At 37.3% G+C, this 21,985-nt stretch carries 17 protein-coding genes; 13 read left to right on the forward strand and 4 right to left on the reverse strand.

Annotation, left to right across the window (positions count from 1 at the left end; translation table 11 throughout):
- The 11 genes from rpoB to RTP52_RS03675 form a co-directional block, all read left to right on the forward strand.
- Positions 1 to 2,306 (forward strand): DNA-directed RNA polymerase subunit beta (gene rpoB, locus RTP52_RS03625; RefSeq protein WP_312369283.1); only part of this gene is annotated, 2,306 nt, incomplete at its 5' end.
- A gap of 21 nt (positions 2,307 to 2,327) precedes the next feature.
- A complete protein-coding gene (rpoC, locus tag RTP52_RS03630) occupies positions 2,328 to 6,095 on the forward strand; it encodes a DNA-directed RNA polymerase subunit beta' (RefSeq protein ID WP_312369284.1) in 3,768 nt (1,255 codons plus the stop codon).
- Positions 6,096 to 6,506: 411 nt separating this feature from the next.
- Positions 6,507 to 7,394, forward strand: a complete 888-nt coding sequence (locus RTP52_RS03635) for a phosphatase PAP2 family protein (protein ID WP_312100736.1) — start codon at positions 6,507 to 6,509, stop codon at positions 7,392 to 7,394.
- 254 nt (positions 7,395 to 7,648) lie between these two features.
- On the forward strand, positions 7,649 to 7,852 hold the full coding sequence (locus RTP52_RS03640; protein ID WP_312100738.1) for a hypothetical protein: 204 nt from the start codon (positions 7,649 to 7,651) through the stop codon (positions 7,850 to 7,852).
- A 141-nt stretch (positions 7,853 to 7,993) separates the two neighbouring features.
- The gene (fba, locus tag RTP52_RS03645) at positions 7,994 to 8,860 is read left to right on the forward strand and encodes a class II fructose-1,6-bisphosphate aldolase (protein ID WP_312100741.1); all 867 of its coding nucleotides are present in this window, start codon (positions 7,994 to 7,996) and stop codon (positions 8,858 to 8,860) included.
- Positions 8,861 to 9,530: 670 nt separating this feature from the next.
- Positions 9,531 to 10,415, forward strand: a complete 885-nt coding sequence (gene rfbA, locus RTP52_RS03650) for a glucose-1-phosphate thymidylyltransferase RfbA (protein WP_312100743.1) — start codon at positions 9,531 to 9,533, stop codon at positions 10,413 to 10,415.
- A gap of 354 nt (positions 10,416 to 10,769) precedes the next feature.
- Positions 10,770 to 11,795, forward strand: coding sequence for a dTDP-glucose 4,6-dehydratase (gene rfbB, locus RTP52_RS03655; RefSeq protein WP_312369287.1), 1,026 nt, complete (start codon positions 10,770 to 10,772; stop codon positions 11,793 to 11,795).
- Positions 11,792 to 12,649, forward strand: coding sequence for a dTDP-4-dehydrorhamnose reductase (gene rfbD, locus RTP52_RS03660; RefSeq protein ID WP_312369288.1), 858 nt, complete (start codon positions 11,792 to 11,794; stop codon positions 12,647 to 12,649). The genes rfbB and rfbD overlap by 4 nt, the downstream gene beginning before the upstream one ends.
- Before the next feature lie 151 nt (positions 12,650 to 12,800).
- On the forward strand, positions 12,801 to 13,349 hold the full coding sequence (gene rfbC / locus RTP52_RS03665; RefSeq protein ID WP_312369392.1) for a dTDP-4-dehydrorhamnose 3,5-epimerase: 549 nt from the start codon (positions 12,801 to 12,803) through the stop codon (positions 13,347 to 13,349).
- Between the two features lie 245 nt (positions 13,350 to 13,594).
- Positions 13,595 to 14,140 (forward strand): biotin transporter BioY, encoded by a 546-nt coding sequence (locus RTP52_RS03670; RefSeq protein ID WP_312369290.1) that lies wholly within the window; start codon positions 13,595 to 13,597, stop codon positions 14,138 to 14,140.
- 479 nt (positions 14,141 to 14,619) lie between these two features.
- Positions 14,620 to 15,747, forward strand: coding sequence for a GGDEF domain-containing protein (locus tag RTP52_RS03675; protein WP_312100755.1), 1,128 nt, complete (start codon positions 14,620 to 14,622; stop codon positions 15,745 to 15,747).
- Between the two features lie 70 nt (positions 15,748 to 15,817).
- On the opposite strand, the gene RTP52_RS03680 is transcribed toward RTP52_RS03675, so the two are convergent.
- The 4 genes from RTP52_RS03680 to RTP52_RS03695 form a co-directional block, all read right to left on the reverse strand.
- Entirely contained in the window at positions 15,818 to 16,822 is a 1,005-nt protein-coding gene (locus RTP52_RS03680) for an SPFH domain-containing protein (protein ID WP_312369292.1), read from the reverse strand.
- A gap of 18 nt (positions 16,823 to 16,840) precedes the next feature.
- On the reverse strand, positions 16,841 to 17,842 hold the full coding sequence (locus RTP52_RS03685) for a TPM domain-containing protein (RefSeq protein ID WP_312369294.1): 1,002 nt from the start codon (positions 17,840 to 17,842) through the stop codon (positions 16,841 to 16,843).
- Positions 17,839 to 18,972 carry a TFIIB-type zinc ribbon-containing protein gene (locus tag RTP52_RS03690; protein ID WP_312100761.1) on the reverse strand — a complete coding sequence of 378 codons (1,134 nt, stop codon included), beginning with the start codon at positions 18,970 to 18,972 and terminating at the stop codon, positions 17,839 to 17,841. Before RTP52_RS03690 ends, RTP52_RS03685 begins: the two co-directional genes overlap by 4 nt.
- Positions 18,973 to 19,097: 125 nt before the next feature.
- Positions 19,098 to 19,775 carry a PspA/IM30 family protein gene (locus RTP52_RS03695; RefSeq protein WP_312100763.1) on the reverse strand — a complete coding sequence of 226 codons (678 nt, stop codon included), beginning with the start codon at positions 19,773 to 19,775 and terminating at the stop codon, positions 19,098 to 19,100.
- Between the two features lie 491 nt (positions 19,776 to 20,266).
- Between RTP52_RS03695 and RTP52_RS03700 the strand changes: the two genes are divergently transcribed.
- Both RTP52_RS03700 and RTP52_RS03705 read left to right on the forward strand, forming a co-directional pair.
- Entirely contained in the window at positions 20,267 to 21,142 is an 876-nt protein-coding gene (locus RTP52_RS03700) for a class I SAM-dependent methyltransferase (protein ID WP_312369297.1), read from the forward strand.
- A gap of 263 nt (positions 21,143 to 21,405) precedes the next feature.
- Positions 21,406 to 21,729 carry a cupin domain-containing protein gene (locus RTP52_RS03705; protein WP_312369298.1) on the forward strand — a complete coding sequence of 108 codons (324 nt, stop codon included), beginning with the start codon at positions 21,406 to 21,408 and terminating at the stop codon, positions 21,727 to 21,729.
- The last annotated feature ends 256 nt before the right edge of the window (positions 21,730 to 21,985 follow it).

Genomic DNA, 21,985 nt, shown 5'->3' on the forward strand with positions numbered 1-21,985 from the left:
GTCTTTCTGCCCTTGGTCCTGGTGGTCTTAGCCGTGATCGTGCGGGATTCGAGGTTCGTGACGTTCACTATTCTCACTATGGTAGAATGTGTCCAATTGAGACACCAGAAGGTCCTAACATCGGTCTTATTAACTCCTTAGCATCTTACGCTAGAATTAACCAATACGGTTTTATTGAGGCGCCTTATCGTAAGGTGGATAAAACTGAAGCTGAAAATCCACGTGTAACGGAAGAAGTTGTTTACTTAACAGCGGATGAAGAAGATAAATATGTTGTTGCACAGGCAAATGAGCCATTAGATGCAACAGGACATTTTGTAAATCAGAGTGTATCTGGTCGTTACAGAGAAGAAACTTCTTCCTATCAGAAGAGAAAAGTTGATTTAATGGACGTTTCTCCTAAGATGGTATTCTCTGTTGCTACAGCGATGATTCCATTCCTCCAAAACGACGATGCAAACCGTGCGCTCATGGGATCTAACATGCAGCGTCAGGCGGTACCATTGTTATTTACTGAGGCACCTGTTGTTGGAACAGGTATGGAATTGAAAACAGCAGTAGACTCTGGTGTTTGTGTTGTTTCAAAGAAAGCGGGTACTGTTGAGAAGTCAACTTCCCGTGAAGTTGTAATAAAGAATGAGGATGGAACAAAGTCGACCTATCGTCTTGTTAAATTTGCAAGAAGTAACCAGGGTACTTGTATCAACCAAAGACCTATCGTGGTAAAGGGAGATAAGGTAGAAGCTGGCGAGGTTATTGCTGACGGTCCATCTACGGCAAACGGTGAATTAGCACTTGGTAAAAGCCCATTAATCGGATTTATGACCTGGGAAGGTTATAATTACGAAGATGCGGTATTGTTAAGTGAAAGACTTGTTCAGGAAGATGTTTATACTTCTGTTCATATTGAAGAATATGAAGCGGAAGCTCGTGATACAAAGCTTGGACCAGAAGAAATCACAAGAGATGTTCCAGGTGTTGGTGATGATGCACTTAAGGATCTTGATGAAAGAGGTATTATCCGTATTGGTGCTGAAGTTCGTGCCGGAGATATCTTAGTTGGTAAGGTTACACCAAAGGGTGAAACTGAGCTTACAGCAGAAGAGAGACTTCTTCGTGCAATCTTTGGCGAGAAGGCAAGAGAAGTTCGTGATACTTCCCTTCGTGTACCTCACGGTGAGTACGGTATTATCGTAGACGCTAAGGTATTCACAAGAGAAAATGGTGATGAATTATCTCCTGGTGTTAACCAGACAGTACGTGTTTATATCGCTCAAAAGAGAAAGATTCAAGTTGGTGATAAGATGGCTGGTCGACATGGTAATAAGGGTGTTGTTTCCCGTGTATTACCAGCAGAAGATATGCCATTCCTACCAAATGGTAGACCACTTGATATCGTATTAAACCCTCTAGGCGTACCTTCCCGTATGAACATCGGTCAGGTGTTAGAGATCCACTTAAGTCTTGCTTCTAGAGTACTTGGATTTAATGTTTCAACACCAGTATTTGACGGTGCAAACGAGTTCGATATTATGGATACTTTAGAGCTTGCGAACGATTATGTAAATACACCATTAGGTGAGTTCCAGGCAAAATATAAAGATATATTAGATCCAGAAGTTATGGATTACCTTGTAACAAATGAAGATTACAGAAAACAGTGGGAAGGTGTTCCAATTAACCGTGATGGTAAGGTACGTCTTCGTGATGGTAGAACTGGTGAGTACTTTGATAGTTCTGTAACCGTTGGATTCATGCACTACTTAAAACTTCACCACTTAGTAGATGATAAGATTCATGCTCGTTCTACCGGTCCTTACTCTTTAGTAACTCAGCAGCCTCTTGGAGGTAAAGCTCAGTTCGGTGGTCAGAGATTCGGTGAGATGGAGGTTTGGGCACTTGAGGCATATGGTGCAGCTCATATCTTACAGGAAATCTTAACTGTGAAGTCCGATGATGTTACAGGACGTGTTAAGACTTATGAAGCAATTATTAAGGGTGACAATATATCAGAACCTGGTATTCCGGAATCCTTTAAGGTACTCCTTAAGGAACTTCAGTCACTTGCACTTGATGTTACAGTTCTTGATGAGAACGGTGATGAAGTTAAGATGACAGAAAAAATCGATTACGGTGAAACAGAGTTTACGCAGTATATCGAGGAAGATAACTTCAGATATGATGAGGGCTTTGAGGAAGCTGGATACAGTGAAGTGAATCCGGATGAGGAAAGCGACACATTCGAAAGCTTCGACGAGAGTGATAGCGTAGTGGAGTTTAGTGAGTCGGATGATTTCGGAGAATAATACTGAAGGGAGAGCCAGACAATGCCAACAGAGATGATAAATGAAAGTGTCAAGGATATTACCTATGACGCGATTAAGATAGGCCTGGCTTCACCAGAGAAGATCAGAGAGTGGTCTAGGGGTGAAGTTAGAAAGCCAGAAACAATCAATTACAGAACGCTCAAACCGGAAAAAGACGGTTTATTCTGCGAAAAGATTTTTGGGCCAAACAAAGACTGGGAATGTCATTGTGGTAAATACAAGAAGATTCGCTATAAGGGCGTAGTATGTGACCGCTGTGGAGTTGAAGTAACTAAGGCAAGTGTTCGACGTGAAAGAATGGGTCACATCGAACTTGCAGCTCCAGTGTCTCATATTTGGTACTTCAAGGGAATCCCAAGTAGAATGGGTCTTATCTTAGACCTTTCTCCAAGAACTCTTGAGAAAGTTTTATATTTTGCATCTTATATTGTACTTGATAAGGGAACTACCGATTTACAGTACAAACAGGTGTTAAATGAAAAAGAATTTAGAGAAGCATATGATAAATATGGTGACAGATTCCGTGTAGGAATGGGCGCTGAAGCGATTATGGAACTTTTAGAGGCCATTGACTTAGAGAAAGAGTCAAAAGACCTAAAGAGAGGCTTAAAAGAATCTACGGGACAAAAAAGAGCTCGTATTATTAAGAGACTTGAGGTTGTAGAAGCGTTCCGTGAGTCTGGAAATAAGCCTGAGTGGATGATTATGACAGTGGTTCCTGTTATACCACCAGATTTACGTCCAATGGTACAGTTAGACGGTGGCCGTTTTGCTACTTCTGACATGAATGACCTATATCGTAGAATTATCAACCGTAACAATCGTCTTAAGAGACTTCTTGAGCTTGGTGCGCCTGATATTATTGTTCGTAACGAGAAGAGAATGTTACAAGAAGCAGTGGATGCTCTAATTGATAATGGTAGAAGAGGACGTCCTGTGACTGGTCCTGGTAACAGACCATTAAAGTCCTTATCCGATATGTTAAAGGGTAAGCAAGGTCGTTTCCGTCAGAACTTACTTGGTAAACGTGTTGACTACTCCGGTCGTTCTGTTATCGTTGTAGGTCCTGAACTTAAGCTATACCAGTGTGGTCTTCCAAAAGAGATGGCGATAGAATTGTTTAAGCCATTCGTTATGAAAGAGTTAGTTGCAAAAGGAACTGCTCATAATATTAAATCTGCGAAAAAGATGGTAGAAAGATTACAGCCTGAGGTATGGGATATCTTAGAAGAGGTAATCAGAGAGCATCCAGTTATGTTAAATCGTGCTCCTACCCTCCATAGACTTGGTATTCAGGCATTCGAGCCAGTACTTGTAGAAGGTAAGGCGATTAAGCTTCATCCACTCGTATGTACAGCGTTCAACGCCGACTTCGACGGTGACCAGATGGCGGTGCATTTACCACTTAGTGTAGAAGCTCAGGCAGAGTGTCGTTTCCTTTTGTTATCACCTAACAACTTGTTAAAACCATCCGATGGTGGTCCTGTTGCGGTTCCATCTCAGGATATGGTTCTTGGTATTTACTATTTAACACTTCAAAAACCAGGTGATAATGGAGAAGGTAAGTTCTTTAAGAGTGTAAACGAAGCAATTCTTGCCTATGAAAATGGTGCAATCTCACTTCATGCAATGATTAAAGTTCGTAGAACTTGTCTTAATGCAGAAGGTGTGGAGGAATCCAGAATAATAGAATCTACCGTGGGACGTTTCATCTTTAATGAAATTATTACGCAGGATCTTGGTTTTGTTGATCGTAGCAAGCCAGAAAACTTCCTTGCACTTGAAATTGATTTCCACGTTGGTAAGAAGCAGTTAAAGAAGATTCTTGAGAAATGTATCAATACTCGTGGTGCAACTCAAACTGCGGAAACTCTTGATGCGATTAAGTCTTTAGGTTATAAGTACTCTACTCGTGCAGCGATGACAGTATCCATTTCTGACATGACTGTACCAGAAGCGAAGAAAGATATCATTGAGCGTGCGGAAAAGCAGGTAGAAGATATCGCTAAGAACCACCGTCGTGGTTTGATGACCGAAGAAGAGCGTTATAAAGCAGTTATTGAAACCTGGAAAGAAGCCGATGATGAAATCACAAAGGAACTTCTTTCTGGACTTGATAAATATAACAACATCTACATGATGGCTGACTCCGGTGCCCGTGGTTCCGATAAGCAGATTAAACAGTTAGCTGGTATGCGTGGACTTATGGCGGATACATCAGGTAAGACAATCGAGTTGCCTATCAAGGCGAACTTCCGTGAAGGTCTTGACGTACTTGAGTACTTCATCTCCGCACATGGTGCTCGTAAAGGTCTTTCCGATACTGCTCTTCGTACAGCCGACTCTGGTTACTTAACTCGTCGTCTTGTAGACGTATCTCAGGATTTAATTATTCGTGAGGTTGACTGTTGTGAAGGTACTGATGAAATTCCAGGTATGGAAATTAAAGCCTTCATGGATGGAAAAGAAGTTATTGAAGGATTAGAAGACAGAATTACAGGTCGTTATGCATGTGAGACAATCTACGATGATAATGGTGAGTTGATTGTGAAGAAAAATCACATCATCACACCAAAACGTGCTGCTCGTATCGTAGCAAGCCAAGCATTCGAAGATCCAAATGCAACGATTAAGATTCGTACCGTTCTTTCTTGTAAATCACACATCGGTGTTTGTGCTAAATGTTACGGTGCAAACATGGCTACTGGTGAAGCAGTACAGGTTGGTGAAGCAGTTGGTATTATTGCGGCTCAGTCAATTGGTGAGCCAGGTACACAGCTTACCATGCGTACGTTCCATACCGGTGGTGTTGCGGGTGATGATATTACTCAGGGTCTTCCTCGTGTCGAAGAACTTTTCGAGGCAAGAAAGCCAAAGGGACTTGCAATTATCGCAGAATTCGGTGGTACCGTTACAATTAAGGATACCAAGAAAAAGCGTGAAGTTATAGTTACTAGAACAAGCAATGATTCTTTAGAATCGAAAGCATATTTAATTCCTTACGGTTCTAGAATTAAGGTTATGGATGAACAGGTAATTGAAGCTGGTGATGAGTTAACAGAAGGTTCTGTAAACCCACACGATATCTTAAAGATTAAGGGTGTTCGTGCAGTACAGGATTACATGATTCAGGAAGTTCAAAGAGTTTACCGCTTACAGGGTGTAGAAATCAACGATAAGCATATCGAAGTGATTGTTCGCCAGATGTTAAAGAAGGTTCGTATTGAGAATAATGGTGATGCAGAGTTCTTACCAGGAACAATGGTAGATATCTTAGAGTTTAACGATGTAAACGAAAGCCTAGCAGCGCAAGGTTTAGAGATTGCTGAAGGAAAGCAGACAATGCTTGGTATTACCAAGGCTTCTCTTGCAACGAACTCATTCCTTTCCGCGGCTTCCTTCCAGGAGACAACAAAAGTTCTTACAGAAGCAGCGATTAAGGGTAAGATTGATCCATTGATTGGTCTTAAGGAAAACGTAATCATCGGTAAGTTAATTCCAGCAGGTACTGGTATGAAACACTACCGCAATGTTAAGTTAGATACGGATCAGAATGAGGAAGTTACATTCTCTGAGGATGAATTTGACAATGGAAATTATGAAGGTAATTTCTCTGGTAATGATTTTAAACAAAACTTCTATGAGAACGAAGACCTTAATTCGGATGAAGAAGTAAACTTCTCTGAGGATGAATATTTCGAGGATGAAGAAAATGATCTTTCCGTTGAGAATTATGATGATTTAAAATTTTCTGAGGAAGAAGAATAAGTAAGGGTTTTAAAGGATTGAGTGATGATTCTATAAAACTTTAAAAAGATTAGGCTGTTGCAAAACAATATTTGCAACAGCCTTTTTGTAATATGAGGAAGGTATTGTAGTTATTACGGCTCTTTGTACAAAGTGTTGGGGGTAGGGTCCTTTGGAACCGTTATTACCAACAACAAGATAGCATTGATGTTCTTGATTATAGATGTTTTTTGTATAGTATGTACCCTTGACGAAAGGAAAGTACGGGAATACAATAGCTTTAGATAGTTTGAGGAAAGGGGATAGTGTGGGAAGAATAGGTCAGCATAATACGCTAACCAAGATTTCTTCTAACACCCTACTGAGCAGGCATGGTTACAAGTGTGAAAGATCAAGATTTTTCGCAGGATTGCGACAGAATGGAGGGGGTATATGGATTTTTTATATCAGTTAGAGAGTATAAGAAACCCATTTTTTAGTGGGATATTTCGTCTATTTACCTTATTAGGACAAGAGGTCATAGTATTAGCAGTATTGTGCTTTTTTTACTGGTGTTATAATAAAAAATTAGCTTATCAAATAAGTTTTGGTTTCTTTCTTTCTGCGATTTTAGTTCAGGGATTAAAGATAACGTTTCGAATCCCTCGGCCATGGGTAAAGGATCCTCTATTTATACCAGTAGAGGGGGCTATTAATGCTGCAACCGGTTATTCGTTTCCAAGTGGGCATACACAAGCGGCGACAGCTTTGTATGGGACATTGGCACTTGCAGCTAATAAAAAAGCATCAAAGATTATATTTTTTCTTGTAATAGCAATGGTAGGTTTGTCTAGAATGTATCTTGGAGTTCATACTCCAGCAGATGTATTAACTTCTTTTGGAATTACTTTAGTAACTATTTTACTTGTGCATTATTTCTCAAAATATGAGCTTACTAAAGATAAAAAGGTATATTTGATGATTGGTATCGGTGTATTCGCGGTCGCTCTATTAATTTATTGCATATCCTTATATACTAATGGTACAATAGAGTTAGCATATGCAGCAGATAGTTGCAGTGCAGCAGCAGCCGGTGTAGGTTTAGCCATTGGCTGGTATGTAGAAAGTACGTATCTTAATTTTAATGAGAGAGCATGTAGTAATCGAATGCAAGTAGTAAAATTATTGGTTGGACTATCCATTACTGTATTACTACAAGAAGGCTTAGGTGTTATCCTTGGGGCTTCTATTGCAGGAAAGGGTATTAAATATTTTTTATTGGTATTATGGATTATGATAGGTTATCCATGTATTATTAAAAGATTTATGAGTAAAATGTGAGGTGTGAAGAGATTTTCTAAGGCGCCAAAAGGCACTGCCTAAGAAATTCTAAAACTTCACACTGGTTTCATTCATTGCTTGTGGCCTGTGTAATCCTCGGCACAATTTTCAGATACAAGGAAAGATGCGCAGGAATGAGGAGAAAGATCAAAATAGGATATACTTTATACTAACATTAAATGTGCTATTACAATAAATAGAAAGTAAGTTACGATTTTTAAATGCGCAGAACAAGCGCAGGAATGGAGGTTACTATGGATATCTATGAATATATGGAAGGATATGATCGTTCCTTTGATGAAGATGAATTCGATTTAAGAGTGTGGGAATATATGCAGCAAGAAGATTTCGAATTAACAGAGAACTTTGAAAACTTTTTAAAGGAATATTCGATTGAAAATACTCATCAATTCTTAAAAGTTATTCGTATGAAGCAAAGGAGAAAGGGATTATCTTAATTCATGATAATAGCATTATTTGAAAATTAAGGTTCCCTTTTATAATATTATCATGTATAATATCTTAGGGCTAAGAAAAAATATATTATTAGATAGATTTACAAGTTGTGAAATATTTAACGAATATAAGGAGGATAAAATATGTTAGTATCAGCAAAAGACATGATAACAAAAGCAAAAGCAGGCCATTATGCTGTAGGCCAATTTAATATTAATAATCTTGAGTGGACAAAGGCTATTTTATTAACTGCACAAGAACTTAATTCACCAGTAATTTTAGGTGTATCTGAAGGTGCAGGTAAATATATGACAGGTTACAAAACTGTAACAGCTATGGTATCTAATATGATAGATGAGTTAAAAATTACAGTACCAGTAGCTCTACACTTAGATCATGGTTCATTTGAAGGTTGTTTAAAATGTATCGATGCAGGTTTCTCCTCAATCATGTTTGATGGTTCCCACTATCCAATTGAAGAGAATATTGAGAAAACAAAAGAATTAGTAAAGATTTGTGCTGAAAAGAATTTATCCTTAGAAGCAGAAGTTGGATCCATCGGTGGAGAAGAAGATGGTGTTGTAGGTGCAGGAGAATGCGCTGACCCAGACGAATGCAAGATGATTGCTGATCTTGGTGTTACTATGTTAGCAGCAGGTATCGGTAATATTCATGGTAAGTATCCAGAAAACTGGGCTGGTCTTAGCTTTGATACTTTAGATGCAATTCAGAAGTTAACTGGCGATATGCCATTAGTTCTTCATGGTGGTACTGGTATTCCAGAAGATATGATTAAGAAAGCAATTTCTCTTGGTGTAGCTAAGATAAATGTAAATACAGAATGTCAGCTAAGCTTTGCAGATGCAACTCGTAAGTACATTGAAGCTGGTAAGGATTTAGAGGGAAAAGGATTTGACCCACGTAAATTATTAGCTCCTGGTGTAGATGCAATTAAGGCAACTGTGAAAGAGAAGATGCAGTTATTCGGATCTGTTGGAAAAGCAGAGTAGGGTAATGTTAATTTGCATTATATGTTCAGTTATGTAAACGATATAAGTATACCGTGGTATAAGAATATCGTGACATAAGTAAAAGCATAAGTCGGTTTAGAGTGATGAAATAATATAGATATTAAATTATCTTATATTTAAAAGCTGAAGAAACGGAATTGGATTCTGGTTCTTCAGCTTTTTATTTCCCACAAATTAAAATTTTTTGAGGGGCACGCCTTTACTCTGGAGGTTTGGTAAGACAAATGCATTCACCTTGACAAAATGACTCCACCAGACATAATTTGTATTTACAACCCAAATTGGAAATGTTATACTTTTTATATTGATCTCGATTTTTAAACTAAAAAATTTGTGACAATGAGCTTATGAGCAAGTAGCGTAAGCGGATTGCGAATATCCGCTTTGACTAAGGTTTTATGAAGGATTAGTATTGCTATGGTATATAGACAGGAAGCGTAAACGTAAAGCTACGGCCAGAATAAAGGAAAGATATTGAAAAGAATTTGGATTGACTTGATATGGTATTTATTATAAGAAAATAGTTTTATATAACAAGAACTCAGCAAGTTTGTGTCAGTGCGCTGCAAAGCGAACAAGTTCGCTTACACAATACTTGTATTGCGAGAAAGGGACACACATTCATTCGTGTGCAGAAATGAGGTTAAATATGAAGGGAATTGTGTTAGCCGGTGGTAGTGGTACAAGGCTTTATCCATTAACCAGAGTAACATCAAAACAATTATTGCCTGTTTACGATAAACCAATGATATATTATCCGCTATCCGTACTTATGACAGCCGGAATTCGTGATATTTTAATAATCTCGACACCGGAAGATACTCCAAGGTTTAAGGAACTTCTTGGGGATGGAAGTCAATTTGGAATTGCGTTATCGTATGCGGTTCAGAATAGCCCGGATGGATTGGCGCAGGCCTTTCTCATTGGCGAGGAATTTATTGGTACCGATAATGTGGCGATGATACTTGGAGATAATATCTTTCATGGCTATGGCTTGGATATTCGTTTAAGAAGAGCAGCTTCAAAAGAAATAGGGGCGACCGTTTTTGGGTATTATGTTGACGACCCTGAGCGTTTTGGTATTGTTGAATTTAATTCGGAAGGAAAAGCGGTCTCTATTGAGGAAAAACCGGTAAATCCGAAATCAAACTATTGTGTTACAGGATTGTATTTCTATGATAATAGAGTAGTTGAGTATGCGAAGAGGTTGAAACCTTCCAAACGCGGTGAGCTTGAAATTACTGATTTAAACCGTATCTATTTGGAACAAGGAGAATTGGAAGTTTCATTATTAGGACAAGGTTACACTTGGCTTGATACAGGGACGCATGAATCTTTGGTTGAGGCGACTAATTTTGTAAAAACAGTAGAAACACATCAACACAGAAAAATAGGCTGCCTTGAGGAGATAGGATATTTAATGGGCTGGATTGACAAAGAGAAACTCGAGAGTATCTATCTACAATTTAAAAACAATCAATATGGAACTTATTTAAAGGATATATTGGATGGTAAATACTTAGATAAGCAGTAAGTCAACAAGCTTCCCCATAGGAATGTATTTTTGTTTATTGCGGTAAATTATTGTCTTTCTAACATTGCTTATGTTTACAAAAAAGGTAGAATTAAAAATTACTGGAGTATAAATTTATCAAAAAGACCGAAGAAGCATTTAATCTCACCAGGGAAGTTCCTCGCCGTTGAAAGCGTGGGACTTCCCTGTTTCATACACGTAGTGGTAATGAGGTTATGCAGTAGCTTAAGCGGATAGCAAATATCGCTTTGACTTTAACTACTTGTCTGCATTTACTTGTATTGCAAAATGGATAAGGGTATAATAAGCATAGCGAAAACTTGACTTTAAAAGAAAGGGCAAAGGAATAATATTATGAAATTATTAGTTACCGGAGGTGCTGGTTTTATAGGCAGCAACTTTGTACAATATATGGTAAATAATTATCCTGAGGATACCATTGTTAATTTAGATGCGCTAACCTATGCAGGAAATCTTGAAAGCTTAAAACAGGTAGAAGATAAGCCGAATTATCGCTTTATTAAAGGAGACATTTCGGACAGAGCATTTATCATGGAGCTGTTTGAAAAAGAAGCGTTTGATGTTGTTGTAAATTTCGCTGCAGAAAGTCATGTAGATCGTTCCATCCTAGATCCTGAAGTTTTTGTGAAAACAAATGTGTTAGGAACTCTAGTACTGCTAGATGCATCAAAGAAATTTCAAGTAAAGAGATTTCATCAAGTATCAACTGACGAGGTGTATGGTGACCTTCCAATTGATCGTACGGACTTATTTTTCACGGAAGATACACCGCTTCATACTTCAAGTCCTTACTCCTCCAGTAAGGCAAGTGCGGATTTATTCGTACTTTCTTATTTTCGTACTTACGGGTTACCGGTAACCATATCCCGTTGCTCAAACAATTATGGGCCTTACCATTTTCCAGAAAAATTAATACCTCTTATGATTATTCGCGCCTTCCATAATGAGAAGCTTCCCGTTTACGGCAATGGTAGTAACGTCAGAGACTGGCTACATGTGACAGACCATTGTTCGGCTATCAACTTAATTATCCGGGGTGGAAAACCAGGAGAAGTATATAATATTGGTGGACACAATGAAAAGACCAATCTTGAAGTAGTTAAGGAAATTCTAAAGGCACTAAATAAACAGGAAAGCTTAATAGAATATGTAACCGATCGCCCTGGGCATGACCTACGTTATGCGATCGATCCAAGAAAAATAGAGCAAGAGCTTGGATGGAAACCTATATACCATTTTGAAACTGGTTTAAAGCAAACAATTGACTGGTATCTGGAAAATAAGGACTGGTGGGAACGTATTATGAATGGTGAGTACCGCTCTTATTTCAATGAGATGTATGGAGAACGTTTATCATGAGAGTAGTTGTAACTGGGGTAAATGGTCAGTTGGGTTATGATGTGGTAAAGGAATTAAAAAAACAAGGATTTACAGCTATCGGGTTAACAAGAGAGAACCTTGACATAACTGATGAAAATCAAGTAATGAGAACAATTAGAGAAATAAATCCAGAAGCGGTAATTCATTGTGCTGCCTATACAGCTGTAGATCTTGCTGAGGAGGAAACAGAAAAATCATTGAGAGTAAATGCGCTGGCGACCTCCAATCTGGCAAAAGCTTGTGCAGAAATTCATGCGAAAATGATATATGTTAGTACAGATTATGTTTTTCCAGGGGAAGGAGAAAAACCTTACGAAACATTAGATCAAGTTGCTCCTATCAACTGGTATGGACAGACGAAATACGAAGGAGAGCAGGCTGTACTTCGAGAACTGGAAAGCTATTTTATTGTTAGAGTTTCCTGGGTATTTGGTAAGAATGGAAAGAATTTTGTAAGGACAATGTTACGTCTTAGTGAGGAAAAAAGTACCGTATCTGTTGTTGCTGATCAAATCGGTTCACCAACTTACACAGTAGATTTGGCAAGGTGCCTTGTAGACATGATAAAATCAGATAAATATGGGATTTATCATGCTACCAATGAAGGATTTTGCAGCTGGTATGATTTTGCGAAAGAAATATTTCGTATGTCTGGAAGAAATATAACAGTTCAACCATTAACATCGGATGAATTTCCAGTCAAAGCAAAACGCCCTAAAAATAGCAGACTTAGCAAAGAAAAATTAACAGAACAGGGATTTGAACGGCTACCTTCTTGGCAAGATGCGTTATCTCGCTATTTAAACGAGTTACAAGCAGAGAATCTTATATAGAATAATGTATAACCTTACAGAAGATGTCATTCTTCGTCTCAGTGTATTTAAGCATATTCAAGCATCCACTGTAGGTTACGAGGAAGTAGTGAAGCGGATTCCGAGTATCCGCGTTGATAATGTCTGTGGAATTAAGATGGAGAATAAAAGAATGGGAAAAATAACAGTTACAGAATGTGGTATTGATGGGTTACTTGTAATTGAACCTACAATATTTAAAGACAATCGTGGATACTTTATAGAGACGTATCATAAAGAGGCGTATGAAGCCGTAGGGATCACCGCCGAGTTTGTACAGGACAACCAGTCGATGTCAACAAAGGGAGTACTAAGAGGATTGCATTTTCAAATCAATTATCCGCAAGCGAAACTTGTACGGGTATTAAGCGGTGAGGTTTTTGATGTGGCGGTAGATCTTAGAAAAGGTTCCAAAACATTTGGTAAATGGTATGGTGTGGTACTTAGTGAAGAGAACCAAAAACAATTTTTTGTACCAGAAGGATTTGCCCATGGATATTTAGTTTTATCTGAGACTGCAGTGTTTGCTTATAAATGTACTGACTTCTATCACCCGGGTGATGAAGGTGGATTGCTTTGGAATGATCCTGAGGTTGGTGTTGAGTGGCCAATTCCTAAAGATATGGAGTTAGTAATTGCACAAAGAGACCAAGAATGGGGGACTTTAGCGGAGATAAAATAGTATAGGCTAGATTTTAGAACAACAGGCTGAGATTTCATATCTCAGCCTTTGTTGTTAGGTTTGTACCTAAAACTAAATCAGCTTTGTATCAATTTTCGGGGTGAGATTCCTTAAGAACCCGCCTAGATACTAGATGTGGGGCTATTGTTAAATCTACATCGTAACAAATGTAAACCAATTATAAAATAAAGGTTGACATATAAACTATCATAGAATATAATGTTCAAAAAAACCGAGGTGCAACTATGAAAAAAACAAAAACAATGACAATCACAATGATAGCATTAATGACAGCAATACTATGTATTTTAGCCCCAATATCTATTCCACTATCCACAGTTCCAATCTCATTGGGAACCTTTGGTGTATATCTTTGTGCAGCAATTTTAGGACCCAAAAATGGAATAATCTGTGTACTTATCTATCTTATGCTTGGATTAGTTGGAATTCCAGTTTTTGCAGAAGGAATGGCTGGATTTGGAGTTTTGGCCGGACCAACAGGTGGATATCTGATAGGTTACCTTGTCATAGCTTTTTTTACTGGTTTCTTTACAAAGAAGTGGGGGAAAAATCCGCTTATTGTATTTTTAGGCATGGTAATTGGTACAATAGGTTGCTATCTCATCGGAACGATATGGCTTGGCCTACAGCTTAATCTTGGGGTATGGCAAGCATTGATGGCGGGAGTTATTCCATTTATACCAGGAGATATCATAAAAATGGTTGCATGTACAGCAATCTCCCTGCCAGTACGAAAACAAATAAAAGTTTATCTGGAAGTAGGAAAATAATAAAAAATTTTTATTTATAGATGGGGATAGTGATAGCAAATAATAGTTAGTGCGGGGTACCAGCTCATTCCGATTATAAAATAGTTTTCTTTTCATAAAATTAGCATTATTTATAATACATGAAATTTGACATCTTTACCGATAAAGAACGAAAAAATGATTGGATTTTACAATTTTAGTATGTTATAATTATCATTAGGTTAGTATACTTATGAAAAGTATACAGGGGCGCGTGATTTATGTAGAATCTATTTTTTATTGTATCAGAATCAAGAGGTAATTTTCGCAATTCTTTGCCTAGGTAGCTTGTTCGATTCTTGGTACTTTTTATTAAAATTAACTTCTTTGATTTAAGTGGTGGAAGCGTTCACGATTAAGATATGAATAGCATAAAGGCTTAAATACCTATTTACAAAAGCAGATATTTCAAACAAAATACGAGAAGGATAATTATAATTTCGCGTGTATAGGGGATAGGTATGGAGAATTTCATGTTATCAAATGGAGAAAAATTAAGAATCCGACTCGTTCGTGAGAATTTAAAACGAGTAGTAGTTTTTTCGTCCATTTTTGGTTTGTTATTGCCGATTTTGGCTGTATTCCTATGGAATTTCGGTGAGGATAACGAGGTTCAAAAAGCATACCTTGGATTTCTATTAACATTTGAGGTGATAACATTAGCATTTCTTATCTTAGGTTCTTATAGTAAGAGAAAGAAGGATTATGTAATTGCCCCTCTTATTTATCGAAGTTTCTGGGGGTTTTCTTTATTATTTATTTATGCTTCCAGTTATATCTCGCTGTTTGAAAGTAAGAACATAGGAATATATTGTGTTTTAATCTCTGTTGCATCCTTGGTACCCCTTTTAGATTTAAGGGAGTTTCTATGTTTTGTTGCAACACAGATCATTTTCATTAGCCTCGTAGTATTTCAACTTGAGTTATCCATTGCGAATAAGTTAAGTATGATAATATACAGTGGTGCGTTACTTTGTATTTCAAGAATTCTATATTCACAGCAAAGAAAAATGCTTAAGATGCAGCAGAAGCTTCAATCTATGGCGAAGAATGCGGAAGAAGATCCACTTACTGGTTTATTAAATCGTAGGGGATTGGATCGTAATCTGGAAGTCCTGTTGCCTTATTGTATTCGGAGCGGTATCAGAGTTGGACTAATGATTTTGGATGTGGATAACTTTAAACGCTACAACGATAGTTTTGGGCATCCACAAGGGGATAAATGTTTAAAAATGGTTGCAGCCGAGCTTAGAAAAACTGCAAGAAGAAGCAGTGACCTTACTGCTCGAATCGGTGGAGAAGAGTTTGTCATCCTTGTATATGATGAGAAGGAATCGGAATTAATTGCTTTTGCAGAAAAAATACGAACTAACATAGAAAATCTTAATATTAAACATAGTCCAACGCTTGGAACTGCAGTTGTTACGGTTAGCGTTGGTGTATCCTCTGTAGTTCCTACTACGACGAAGTGCATGTCGGAATTATATAAATTGGCGGATAAATCATTATATACAGCAAAACAAAGCGGTAGAAATGTAGTGGTATATCAAGAAAAGGTATGTGGAAAAAGAAATAGAATGGCAGAATAAAGGATAAATCAGAGTAACTTAAGTAAGCCTGTAAGCTTACCTTGGATACTTTGATTTATCCTTTTTTTAATTACACCAGCTTTTGACCACAATTTGGGCAGAAATTACTATTTCCAGTTTTCAGTCCACAGTTAGGACAGAAGTTCGGTTTGTTTGCTGATGTGCCAGCTTCATTATTTGCCGTATGAGTAAAAGTTTTTTGCTGAGCATCGGCCTCCGCCATGCCTTGATTCATATTTTGCACCATCTGATTTGCAAACTGCATCCCCATCATCATACCTGCCATATCGGATGCAACCCCACCGCTTTTTATTTTACCAGAGGAGAGACCATCGGAGAAGTTAATCTGCTGATAACGGCTCATATCGCCAACCATACTTTGGGAGGCATTTTTATTAATCATTGCCTGAACTTCTTCTGGGTAAGTAAAGCTCATGATTTGGAAGGAGCTAATGCTAATTCCGGTATCAAATAGTTGCATATCAAGATCCTGTTTAATACCATTCGCAATATTTAAGGAATTAATAGAAAGATTAAAAATATCTTTACCTTCTTGCACAACCCACTTCATCAATAATTGATCCAATACAGAAGAGATACGAAGCTTCACATCTTCTACTAAGTAAGAATCTTTAATCCCAGCCACATTATCGATTAACTTCACATAATCCTTTACCTTAAAGGTATAGGTACCATGGGAACGGATTGGAAGTCCTCCAGGTAAGTTATATTGTGGGGCAGGTATGTTAATTGGATTAGAGGTACCCCAACGAACAGCAAATTCTCTTGTATTAACAAATACAACTTCTGCACGCATACCACTGTTAAAACCAAATTTAAATCCTTTTAGTGTAGAAAGGAATGGAATAATATCCGATTCAATATCATAATCTCCATCGTCTTTAAATATACCTTCTATTTTTCCATTGAATAGAAATATAGCATCCTGACCTGGGCGAATGATGAGGCGGCTACCTCGTTTTATTTCATTGTTGTGCCATTTGTAAAAAATCATGTCATCGCGGAATTCTTTCCACTCTACGACATTTGATAACTGACTTGTAAAAAATCCCATAGAAATCCACCTTTCTCTTTATACTCTGCGTCCACCACCGCTATGTGACCGTCCACCACTGCTGACTCCACCGCCACCGCTACTTCTACCGCCACCACTACTAGATGTATTTGTGGTGTGATTAGGTTCTGGACGTTTTACCTTTGTTACACTAGTGCTAATGTAGTCATCGCGTCTTGCAACGATTCCTGAATTACCTTCATTAAGGTAGGTATGGTTATTAATGGTTACTCTACCGCCAGATCGTGAGGCCATGATTGCTACGGTAATTACACCGATAATAATAGCTGCTAATAGTTGAAACCATGTTTTATAAAGAACATTTTCAACAAATTGCCTTTGTGTATCATTATAATTATTTTGAGATGTCTGGCCATGCCCGCTATTGTAATTATTTCCGTGACTTCCATTTGGTGAGGTATTATTAGAACCATTCTGGCTGCTGTTACTACTATTACCGGAATTTGTACTTTGTAATGTTGCATAATATTTCGCATTCTTGCCAAAATTTAAAAATGCATTATAATAATCATTCTCACCAAAATAACTTGAGATTTTATCTAAGATAGTTTCAATACGGTCGTCATTTAATATGTTCTCGGCACTCCCATATCCCTGGATGTTTAACCAACGATAAGTAGAATCAAAATACAAGATTGCTACATCTTCTGTAAAAGTACCATTATCGAGGTTCTCGTCAATGTAATCTTCTAAGAATCCTTTTACATAGTTCATGATAGCAGTATCATCATCTTTCACTTTCGTATTTAGATCATCTGTTGTTAAGATGACAAGATCAAGCTCTGACTTTACGGCATAGTCTGTGAGCTTTTGTAAAAGATTTGATTCCTCACTATCAGATAATAAGCCTGCATTGTCTTCAATGTGAGCGGAATGTTTGGAATCTTCGGCCATAACGATAAATTTAGGCGTGCCTAGTACTGTAGCAATGATATAGATACAGCTTATCATAAGCATCAGCCGAATGGCAATGAAATTTTTCTTGTGTTTTACTGTCATAACCAAGGCCCTCCGTTCAGAACAACAATTAGTTTTATAATCAGAAAGGATAAGGAGGTAATGCCAGCAAACCATGCGAATATTTTTGGTACAGATAGAGGAGGTTTTCCAACAATCTTTCCGGTCTGCCCGTTCATTGCAAAGATATGTTCCGAATCTTTATAGTCATAGCAAACCATCCAAACTGGTAAAAGAGTGTAGTAGGCATTCTTTTTATAGATAGAGATATCTTTTCGGTTCGTGACAACACTACTGTATCCATGTATGGTATTTCTTAGATAATTGTCCACAAAACCACCTACTTTGTTTCGAACACGCGGAAAGATTTGATCGGCACTAAAGTTATACTTTTCGGCAAGGTAACCTGCTAGGTACGGCATTTCGAAGGTGATCAATTCACGGCTTTGATAAGGTTCCAAACGATCCATTAAATCGTCATTCATTTTCTCAGAGGCATCGGCTGGTACATTGGAATAATTAAGACTAACCTTACGGTAAACGTGATAATACTGCGTTTCAGTATAGATATAGTCACCGCGGGTATAGGTTCTTACCTTAGTACAGGTAGCATCAATATCTCCTATGCCATTTAAGTCATATAACCAGAATGGTATGTAGATGCCGGTAATGTTTTTTACTCGGTCTGCATGTTTAAATTCTGTAGGAGTAAGTAGCCCTTTTTTGCACCACTTTTGAAATGCTTTTGTTGCTTGATCGCGATTGATTTTAAAGGGTATAATTCTTGAAGGTTCTAGTTGTCCTTCTACTCGATCACTTAAAACTACGGCAGCCCCACAAAAACTACAGGAAGTTGCAATGGTATCTTTGTCTGTAATAACAACAGCACCACAGCTTTTGCAATGATACTCAGAGACCTTACTGTTAGTAAAATCCTTATGTTGCCATGCAGATTTCTGCTTGTCATAATCAAAGGAGGCTTCCTCGTGGATATCCTGAGGGCCAAAGGGATTAACCTTCGGGGCGTCATTTGATTCGCCAAGAGGGATATCAGGAGGGGGCATAGAATCAATGGAATAATAACTTCCGCAGCTGGCACAATGAAGTTTTTTTGACATAGTATCATATGTTAAATCAGCGCCACAGCTAGGGCATTTATATTGAATTACCATGAGTAGTTCTCACTTTCTAAACAATTTTATAGCATGCCGTAATTCGGCGCTAAAAAGTGTATGCATTCATAAAAAATGCCACAAAGGCACACGACAAGTGTCTTTGTGGCAGCAATTACTTGGAATTATTTTCCTAGGCTTTGCTTTAAAGCTGCCAATTCATTCTCGATATCAGGGCTAGAGGAATTGTACTTTGCAGCTAAATCTTTAATGGTATTCTCTGGTGAGGAGTTATTTAATTCCGCCATTGCATTTGCTTCATCAAGTTTTTTATTTGCAAGCTCCTCAAACCTAGCAAAGCTGGCCATAGAATTATTAGCACTATCCACGGAAGAACCCATCTTATTGATACGTTCCTGTGTCTTAGCAACAGCAAGCTTACCTTTAATCATATCTTTACGAGACTCAAGCTCGTTAATATCTCTTACTAACTTATCATGCATTGCTTTCATGTTAGTTGCGTTGGTATGAGCAAGGTCATAAGCTTGTTGTAATCCTGCTGACTTATTTGTTAAGGATACCTTTTGCTCTAAGAACTTTCTAGCATCTGTTTCATTGTTTGCTTCCAAAGCTTTGATAGCATAAGTCTGCATCTTGGTAATGTCTTCATTACATTCATCCAATGCTCTTTTTGCTCTAGCTTCCTCTGCCATAATGGCAGCAGTTTCGGATTTTACCTTACCTAAATCCTCATTTAAATTACGAAGACATTGATCTATCATTTTCTCAGGATTTTCTGCTTTGTCTAAAAGTGCATTGATATTTGCGGACATAATATCCTTAAAACGTGTTAATATACCCATAGTATGTACCTCCACTTATTATGATAATTTTATTCATGACAAGTGAGACTCTATAAAAGCTCTCTTGTTTAACAAAGGAAAGGAAGTTTTACCTTTTCTCCTGTTATCTAATAGTTTAGTATTTTAACCAATAAACGTCAAGTTAAAATAAGACAAGAATACTTATAATAAGTTCAGAATGTTTAAAATTTCATTAGGATAAAAAATTCTTGTTTAACTTGCACCGTGTAGGAAAGTACTATATAATCTATATGTTATAAAAGTAATTCTAAGTCCTGATTATCTTAAGATATTAATTTATGGGAAATGTTACTCCATAGACTTTATCTTGAAGGCGAAGACACTTCGGGAAGATGTGATATGCAATGGATGTTGCTTCTTATGATTAGGAGATTAAGATATTGGAAACGCTGATTGTATAGGATACTTAAAAAGTATGTTTGATAGAAATAAACCATTAGTAGATGAGATACTAAGAGTTGGAGGAATTTATGTGGATTGCAGACGGATGGAAAGATTATGAGGTGATTGATGCTTCTAACGGTGAAAAGTTAGAACGCTGGGGAAAGTATATATTAGTTCGTCCCGATCCTCAAGTAATCTGGGATACTAAAAAAGAAGAACGTGGCTGGAAAATCAAAAATGCACACTACCATAGAAGTAACAAAGGTGGCGGTGAATGGGAGTTTATTGATTTGCCAAAACAATGGCAGATTCGCTATAAAGAATTAACCTTTAACTTACAACCATTTAGTTTTAAGCATACCGGATTGTTTCCTGAGCAAGCGACCAATTGGGATTGGTTTGGTGATAAAATAAGAAAAGCGAAAGAAAAAAATCCGAACCGAGAGATAAAAGTATTAAATTTATTTGCCTATACTGGAGGTGCTACGTTAGCGGCAGCAAAAGCAGGAGCAAATGTTACTCATGTAGATGCTTCCAAAGGTATGGTTACTTGGGCGAAAGAAAATGCGGAATCCTCAGGATTAGGAGATGCCCCAATTCGATATATTGTGGATGATTGCGTTAAATTTGTAGAAAGAGAAATACGTCGAGGAAATCATTATGACGCCATCATTATGGACCCCCCTTCTTATGGAAGAGGCCCAAAGGGTGAGATATGGAAGATCGAAGAGAGTATTCATCCATTTGTAAAGCTGTGTACTGAAGTATTAACAGAAAAACCGTTATTTTATTTGATAAATTCCTATACAACAGGGCTTCAACCAGCGGTATTAGCTTATATGCTAGGAATTGAGTTACAAAAGAAATTCGGTGGTACCGTAAATGCTGAGGAAATTGGACTTCCGGTAACATCGACGGGCTTAGTATTACCATGTGGTGCTTCAGGTCGATGGGAAGACTAAAAAGAACCTTTCTTTCTCATGAAAAAGCTTATGTAGATAGTAAAATCAAATGGTCTGTAAAAATAAAGTAAAAGATACATGAAATCACAAAATATTAGTGTGAAAATAAAGTATAAGATAGATTAAAGTCATAATAAATAGTGTGAAAATAAAGTAAAAGATACATGAAATCATAAAATATTAGTGGTAAGCAAAAAAAGAGAAGTGTTATACTGGAGAATAATCATACCTAGAAAAAAGGGAAGTTCGAAAGGAAGAGAGATATGTTTACATTTAATAAAGATGTCGTAGCTACGGATTGTGAACCAGGAGTAACAAGAAAAATTTTAAGTTATTCTGATGATTTAATGATGTGTGAAATCACATTTGAAAAGGGTGCGAAAGGATACTTTCATTCCCATAAACATCTTCAAATTACTTATATTGCAAAAGGAAGTTTTGAATTTACAATCGATGGAGAAACCAAAGTTGTAAAGCAAGGAGATAGTGTTTATATGCCAAGTGATGCTGTTCATGGAGTAACAGCGTTAGAAGAAGGCGTCTTAGTTGATGTATTTAATCCAATAAGAGAAGATTTCTTAAAGTAATAGTTAGTCAAAGGCAAATCAAATTATCCAGGAAAGATAAATTTTTGGATATTTTGATTGCCTTTTTTCATGATGGAGAAAATAATATACATGGCTTTCTGTAGGAACGGATCTTTTTTATGAAAAGCCATGTTTTTATAATTCTTTATTGTTGTATGTTATGTTGTATTATTTGGATTTGTGATTAGTCATTAAAAAAAGTTTGGTTTTGTTTGCTATTAATAAATTATTAATAAATTTAAATTAGTGAATGACA

The organism is Lachnoclostridium sp. (assembly GCF_031997925.1).
Taxonomy (GTDB): Bacteria; Bacillota; Clostridia; order Lachnospirales; family Lachnospiraceae; genus Lachnoclostridium.

Bases quoted from the DNA above. Each gene is read 5' to 3' on its own strand.
- rpoC (WP_312369284.1), top strand. From the start codon at position 2,328: ATGCCAACAGAGATGATAAATGAAAGTGTCAAGGATATTACCTATGAC.
- RTP52_RS03635 (WP_312100736.1), top strand. From the start codon at position 6,507: ATGGATTTTTTATATCAGTTAGAGAGTATAAGAAACCCATTTTTTAGT.
- RTP52_RS03640 (WP_312100738.1), top strand. From the start codon at position 7,649: ATGGATATCTATGAATATATGGAAGGATATGATCGTTCCTTTGATGAA.
- fba (WP_312100741.1), top strand. From the start codon at position 7,994: ATGTTAGTATCAGCAAAAGACATGATAACAAAAGCAAAAGCAGGCCAT.
- rfbA (WP_312100743.1), top strand. From the start codon at position 9,531: ATGAAGGGAATTGTGTTAGCCGGTGGTAGTGGTACAAGGCTTTATCCA.
- rfbB (WP_312369287.1), top strand. From the start codon at position 10,770: ATGAAATTATTAGTTACCGGAGGTGCTGGTTTTATAGGCAGCAACTTT.
- rfbD (WP_312369288.1), top strand. From the start codon at position 11,792: ATGAGAGTAGTTGTAACTGGGGTAAATGGTCAGTTGGGTTATGATGTG.
- rfbC (WP_312369392.1), top strand. From the start codon at position 12,801: ATGGGAAAAATAACAGTTACAGAATGTGGTATTGATGGGTTACTTGTA.
- RTP52_RS03670 (WP_312369290.1), top strand. From the start codon at position 13,595: ATGAAAAAAACAAAAACAATGACAATCACAATGATAGCATTAATGACA.
- RTP52_RS03675 (WP_312100755.1), top strand. From the start codon at position 14,620: ATGGAGAATTTCATGTTATCAAATGGAGAAAAATTAAGAATCCGACTC.
- RTP52_RS03680 (WP_312369292.1), bottom strand. From the start codon at position 16,822: ATGGGATTTTTTACAAGTCAGTTATCAAATGTCGTAGAGTGGAAAGAA.
- RTP52_RS03685 (WP_312369294.1), bottom strand. From the start codon at position 17,842: ATGACAGTAAAACACAAGAAAAATTTCATTGCCATTCGGCTGATGCTT.
- RTP52_RS03690 (WP_312100761.1), bottom strand. From the start codon at position 18,972: ATGGTAATTCAATATAAATGCCCTAGCTGTGGCGCTGATTTAACATAT.
- RTP52_RS03695 (WP_312100763.1), bottom strand. From the start codon at position 19,775: ATGGGTATATTAACACGTTTTAAGGATATTATGTCCGCAAATATCAAT.
- RTP52_RS03700 (WP_312369297.1), top strand. From the start codon at position 20,267: ATGTGGATTGCAGACGGATGGAAAGATTATGAGGTGATTGATGCTTCT.
- RTP52_RS03705 (WP_312369298.1), top strand. From the start codon at position 21,406: ATGTTTACATTTAATAAAGATGTCGTAGCTACGGATTGTGAACCAGGA.